The sequence below is a fragment of the Wolbachia pipientis genome (assembly GCF_023661085.1).
Lineage (GTDB): Bacteria > Pseudomonadota > Alphaproteobacteria > Rickettsiales > Anaplasmataceae > Wolbachia.
The window spans coordinates 1-5165 of record NZ_JAHDJT010000104.1; the positions used below are offsets into that span (position 1 = coordinate 1).

Annotated in this window: 6 protein-coding genes and 1 other RNA gene; 4 read left to right on the top strand and 3 right to left on the bottom strand. The window is 35.1% G+C overall.

The features are described from left to right. Positions 1–48: 48 nt before the first annotated feature. Complete coding sequence (locus DM84_RS04860; RefSeq protein ID WP_041044952.1) at positions 49–327, top strand: DUF2671 domain-containing protein; 279 nt, start codon at positions 49–51, stop codon at positions 325–327. 29 nt (positions 328–356) lie between these two features. Here the strand turns inward: DM84_RS04860 and DM84_RS04865 are convergent, their stop codons facing one another. The 3 genes from DM84_RS04865 to ssrS form a co-directional block, all read right to left on the bottom strand. Next, a complete protein-coding gene (locus DM84_RS04865) occupies positions 357–1067 on the bottom strand; it encodes a thioredoxin domain-containing protein (RefSeq protein ID WP_250778774.1) in 711 nt (236 codons plus the stop codon). Positions 1068–1132: 65 nt separating this feature from the next. Then, positions 1133–1582: a type II toxin-antitoxin system RatA family toxin gene (locus tag DM84_RS04870; RefSeq protein WP_250778776.1), complete on the bottom strand. Its 450-nt coding sequence runs from the start codon at positions 1580–1582 to the stop codon at positions 1133–1135. An 18-nt stretch (positions 1583–1600) separates the two neighbouring features. Further along, a non-coding RNA gene (gene ssrS, locus DM84_RS04875) (6S RNA) lies at positions 1601–1762 on the bottom strand. A 115-nt stretch (positions 1763–1877) separates the two neighbouring features. Between ssrS and DM84_RS04880 the strand changes: the two genes are divergently transcribed. The 3 genes from DM84_RS04880 to DM84_RS04890 all read left to right on the top strand — a co-directional run bounded on the left by DM84_RS04880 (position 1878) and on the right by DM84_RS04890 (position 5032). Beyond that, positions 1878–2468, top strand: coding sequence for an MlaC/ttg2D family ABC transporter substrate-binding protein (locus tag DM84_RS04880; protein WP_250778778.1), 591 nt, complete (start codon positions 1878–1880; stop codon positions 2466–2468). Beyond that, complete coding sequence (locus DM84_RS04885; RefSeq protein ID WP_250778780.1) at positions 2465–3823, top strand: bifunctional folylpolyglutamate synthase/dihydrofolate synthase; 1359 nt, start codon at positions 2465–2467, stop codon at positions 3821–3823. Before DM84_RS04880 ends, DM84_RS04885 begins: the two co-directional genes overlap by 4 nt. A gap of 63 nt (positions 3824–3886) precedes the next feature. Then, positions 3887–5032, top strand: a complete 1146-nt coding sequence (locus DM84_RS04890) for an aspartate kinase (RefSeq protein WP_250778782.1) — start codon at positions 3887–3889, stop codon at positions 5030–5032. Positions 5033–5165: the final 133 nt, after the last annotated feature.

The window sequence follows — 5165 nt, forward strand, 5'->3', positions numbered from 1 at the left end:
TTCTCTTTAGTTAAAATATAATTTTCATAATCAATTAGAGGGGGTTATATGTCTTATAATATTGCTGGTGAAGTTGAAACGTTAAGCAAAAAATCTAACAAAGATGAAGGGGTTACATTGTTACATAACCCAGCTTATCGTGAGAAATATAGGGAACGTTTTGATGAAGCCCAGAAAAAAGTTATGGATATGGTTCAGTTTTATGATGGAACAATAATATTAATAGAAAACAAAATTGCTATGTATTATTATGCTTGGCACAGTAAAAAAAGAGAATTTGAGCGTAAGAAACAACAAGCAGTAGTAAAAAACGATAGTTCAACATAGGGGTTTTTTTATGATAAGCTACAGTGGTATCATTTCACTATAGCTTTTTCATATAGCTTATCTATTACATTAGTGAAGTATTCTAATGCTTTATATCCCTCGTGTTTAATTTTATTATGTTCTGTACATGATTTATCGTTGCTAAGCTTGATAAAAAATATTGGAGTAGCCATGATACCAAGCTTATTTATTGCCAGTGATTTATCGTTTATAATTTTGTCAAACACTTCCTTGCTTTTCTTTTCATCGATGCATTGGTTAAACAGGTCTTGCTTTAAGTTACTTAGTGCAGCAATCCTTTGTAGTACAGTTAAATCACTTAAATCAGAATAGTTCCACGAGTCTATTGAATTAAAAACAGCTTTGTTAAAATTAAAATAGTCTTCTTCTTTTTCATAGCAATAGCTTAGCATTGCGGCTTTTAATCCCCTATAATCCAGAGGAAAATGACGAAATATATATAACATTTTGCCCGTATCTATATATTTCTTTTTAATTGCAGGAAAAACCTCCTTATGAAAAAGGGAACAGTGATAACAAGTGAGCGAAGCATATTCTATCATTAAAATTGGCGCTTTTGGATCTCCTAGTGATTTGTCATCGGGCAATGGTGATAATAGTTCTTCTGCTGTTGTTTCACCAGTTTTTCGAGTGTACTGGCTGTTAGATAAGTCTTGTTTAATAACTGCATAAGAATTAACACTTATAAAAATTAGTAAAAACAATAGTCTGAAAATCATTACAATATAAACATTAAAGTTACTAAGAAAATTACGTATCTATATTAATAATGTCAAGATAACTTTTACTTAGCAAGGCTCTCAACTCTTTCTTTGAATGCAGCAATTATTTTACTTTGTGTATATTTGTACACTGAGTTTAATAGAGTTGAAAGCGAGCTAGATTTAAACTCAAATTCTATGTCAAACTTCACCATGGTCTTATTTTTACCTATAGGAATGAATTTCCATTCATTGTATAAATGTTTGAATATTCCATTTGATGATACAGCTTTTATCCAACCTTCATTTGTTCTGCTTGGAGAAAGAAAGGTTACTCCTGATGTATACTTTCCTTTAATACCATGAAAAGCTGCTAGAAGATCCACAACCATTTGGCCATCGATTTTTTCTTTTATATAAGCAGCTTTGCACCAAGGAACAAAATCAGGATACTTTTCAACATCAATTACAACCTGAAATATCTCATCAGGTGAACAGAAAAAAGTACCTTGTTCTTTGTGTCGGTAGAGCATGAATCTAAATCAACTGGAATAGGATCCGTATCTACCGTCAGTCTTAGTAGATTCCTGAGACCTAAAGTTAAAGTGGGCATCACGTATTAATTTCAATGAAATTAATAGAGGCAATTCCCTTGACTAGAAATTATCGCTCGGGAAATTTAACTTAACTCATAACGTATAGAACAGACCCTTATAATTATAGCTAGTTTACATGAGTTGTGTCTATATGTATATTGCAGTCAACAGTAAAACTAACTATCTTTATTAAACTTTGTATTTTGAGTGCTGTGATCAATAAGTGTACCTTATGAACATTACTAAAGCTTTAATCATTATTGTTTTTGTTATAATTTCTTCAGGTGCTTACACCAGTTGTGCAGATCACAAAATTTTTGTGCATGCTATGAAGCAACAAGTGGATAGCATATGTATAAAGGAGAAGAAAAGAAATCGGGAATGTATATATATAAAGCTTCAGGAGATCATTCGAAACAATGTTAATCTCAAAGAAATATCCCGATTTGTAATGGGAAAACATTGGACTTTGACTACCCAAGAAGAAAGAGAAAGTTTCTTGAAAGAATATGAGATGTATCTTACGCGTTTGTGCGTCAAAATTTTGTATCAGTACATGAATAACAGCGAAATGACCATAATGGGCTCAAAAGCAGGCGATGATGGAATTTGCTTGGTTAGTACAAGATTTTCCTACGGCGACGAAGAATTTACAAATATTGACTTTAAAGTTGCTAAAAGTAACAGTTCTTTCTTAATAAATGATGTTGTAATGAATGGAATAAGTATTGCTATTAGTCAACGTTCCCAATTCAGTGAAAAAATTGATACATATGGTGTAGCGAGTGTTATAGATGAATTAAAATGTAATAACAATCTATGATATACATGCCTCACTGGCCTAAGCCACTTGGTAGAAGACCAAAAGACTTTTCTCTTGAGCGCATGAAAAGCTTTCTAAGTCAGTTAGGCAGTCCCGAAAAAAAGATGCCTCCGGCAATTCACATAGCTGGAACTAGTGGAAAAGGTTCAACACTATCTTTTATGAGGTGCATAATACAGTCAGCGGGATATAAGGTCCATGCATACACTTCTCCACATTTAGTTAATTTTAATGAGAGAATAGTCGTTGCAGGGAGTCATATCGACGATAATGAATTATATAGTTTATTAGAAGAATGCCGCACTGCAATCGCAGATCAGCCTATCACTTTGTTTGAAGCTGCAACAATTGCAGCATTCTTAGCTTTCTCTCGTCATAAAGCCGATGTGACTTTAGTCGAAGTAGGGGTGGGTGGAAGACTTGACGCAACAAATGTTATAGATAATCCGATCTTAACAATCATTACCTCCATTGCACTTGATCATATGGAATATCTTGGTCCAACTGTAGAGATTATAGCAGGTGAGAAGGCTGGAATAATGAAGCATAATGTTCCTTGCGTAATAGCACCACAAGAAAAGTCCATAATGAATACGCTAGAGCAATATGCAATCAATAAGAGATCTCCTTTATATAGAGGTGGCTTTGAGTGGAATTGCAGTAAACAACTGCCTGTCATCCAAGTAGCTAACACTGGGATCCAGCAAAAAAATAAGTGGATTCCGACGTCACGCGCTGGAGCTCGAATGGTTTTCCAATCGGCTATTCAATCAATAGAATTTCCTTTGCCTTCTTTGAAGGGCGATCATCAAATAATTAATGCAGGAAACGCTATCGCAGCATGTAGCATTTTGAGTGGAAAGTATGGATTTGATATTGAAGAAGAGGATATTGCCTCAGGTTTGCAACATACCTACTGGCCTGCACGACTAGAGCTTATAAAAGAGGGCAGTTTAATTTCTTTGTTACCGAAAGATTGGCAATTATTTTTAGATGGTGCGCACAATAACGATGGTGCCAGAGTGTTATCTGATTGGGTGAAAGATAATTTTGCTGAAGGTATCTATATGATTTTTGGTGTTACTCGTAACAGAAACGTGGAAGAGTTTTTGGAACACTTAAAATCATATATCAAGTTATTATGTGCGGTTTGTGTTAAGTCTGAGCCCAAAGCAACAAATACAGGTCTAATCAAGGAGAGAGCAAATAATATAGGGATAAATGCTATTGAATGTGAATCGATCGGCAATGCCATATTAAACCACATACTAAAAGTTCCTATCCAGAATGTCAAAACCATACTGATTTGTGGTTCGCTATTCCTAGCTAGGGATTTTGCTATGGAGAATAACTGAGCCTTTTAAAGTTTATATCAACTAGCGCTATATTTTTTTCTGGAGGAAGGCTATATTGTAGCTATGGACAATATAATCATAAAAAAATTTGGTGGGACCTCATTAACTGACTTAAACCGAGTTGCAAATTTGATAAAAAAGGATGTTGAGAGAGGTTATAATGTAATTGTCGTTGTATCCGCCATTGCGGGATTTACTGATCAAATGGCTTTTCAGGCTAGACAAATCTCAGATTTAAGCTGCGAACGAGAACTGTCGGAATATGACGTTATACTTTCAGCGGGAGAGCAGATTTCTTGCGGCATGTTAGCAATCACTCTCCGATCCACTGGAATAAACGCTAAATCTTGGCTTGCCTGGCAGTTGCCGATTATAACAGACGATTTTTACTCCGAGTCTAAAATAAAAACAATAGAGATTGATCATCTGAAAAGGTCTTTTACTGAAGGGTATACTGTAGCGATTATTGCCGGCTTTCAGGGTATACATGATGACAGAATCACTACTTTTGGAAGAGGAGGCTCTGATATATCAGCAGTTGCCTTAGCGGTAGCTTTTAACGTCAAAGTTTGCGAGATTTTCACTGATATCGATGGCATATATACAGCTGATCCGAAAATTGTTCCAAAAGCACGCAAGCTCAAATCTATTTCTTACGATGAAATGTTGGAGATGTCGTCATCTGGTGCTAAAATACTACATAATCGTTCAGTACAGCTTGCAATGAAACATAACATTAAAGTACAAGTGCTGTCCGCCTTTAAAGAAGTGGAAGGAACTGCAGTACTGCACAAAAAAGATGTACTGGAAAGATACACAATTACTGGAATAACTTATAGCACTAATGAGGCTCTTGTAACTTTTACTAACCTTGCAGATACCTTGCGTATTTTAAGGGATATTGCAGGGGCAAACATTAAAACTGATATGATACACGGATCAAGTATTGTAATTTCCGAATTTGATATTGATTTCATGAAAAAGCTACTGAATAGGAGCTATATCATAAACAATAACGTAGCTAAAATTTCAATAATTGGTATTGGCATTATGTCTAATGCTGAAGTGATGCACCGCATACTCAAGGTTTTGAGCGAAAAAAAGATAGAAATACTCGCTATCACAGCATCTGAAATCAAGATCAGTATAATCGTTCGCAGAGAATGTGCTGAAGTTCTAGTTAGAGATTTACATACAGAATTGGCATAGATAGCCTCATGCCATACAACTTAGACCACTCGCATATCAAACCAGCTTTGGCGTATGCGAAAAAACTACTTGACAACTTTCGCCGTTATCCTTATCATAGTATTGAAGCTATTTGTTTAACTTCCCAATCTGT

Bases quoted from the DNA above. Each gene is read 5' to 3' on its own strand.
- DM84_RS04860 (WP_041044952.1), top strand. From the start codon at position 49: ATGTCTTATAATATTGCTGGTGAAGTTGAAACGTTAAGCAAAAAATCT.
- DM84_RS04865 (WP_250778774.1), bottom strand. From the start codon at position 1,067: ATGATTTTCAGACTATTGTTTTTACTAATTTTTATAAGTGTTAATTCT.
- DM84_RS04870 (WP_250778776.1), bottom strand. From the start codon at position 1,582: ATGCTCTACCGACACAAAGAACAAGGTACTTTTTTCTGTTCACCTGAT.
- DM84_RS04880 (WP_250778778.1), top strand. From the start codon at position 1,878: ATGAACATTACTAAAGCTTTAATCATTATTGTTTTTGTTATAATTTCT.
- DM84_RS04885 (WP_250778780.1), top strand. From the start codon at position 2,465: ATGATATACATGCCTCACTGGCCTAAGCCACTTGGTAGAAGACCAAAA.
- DM84_RS04890 (WP_250778782.1), top strand. From the start codon at position 3,887: ATGGACAATATAATCATAAAAAAATTTGGTGGGACCTCATTAACTGAC.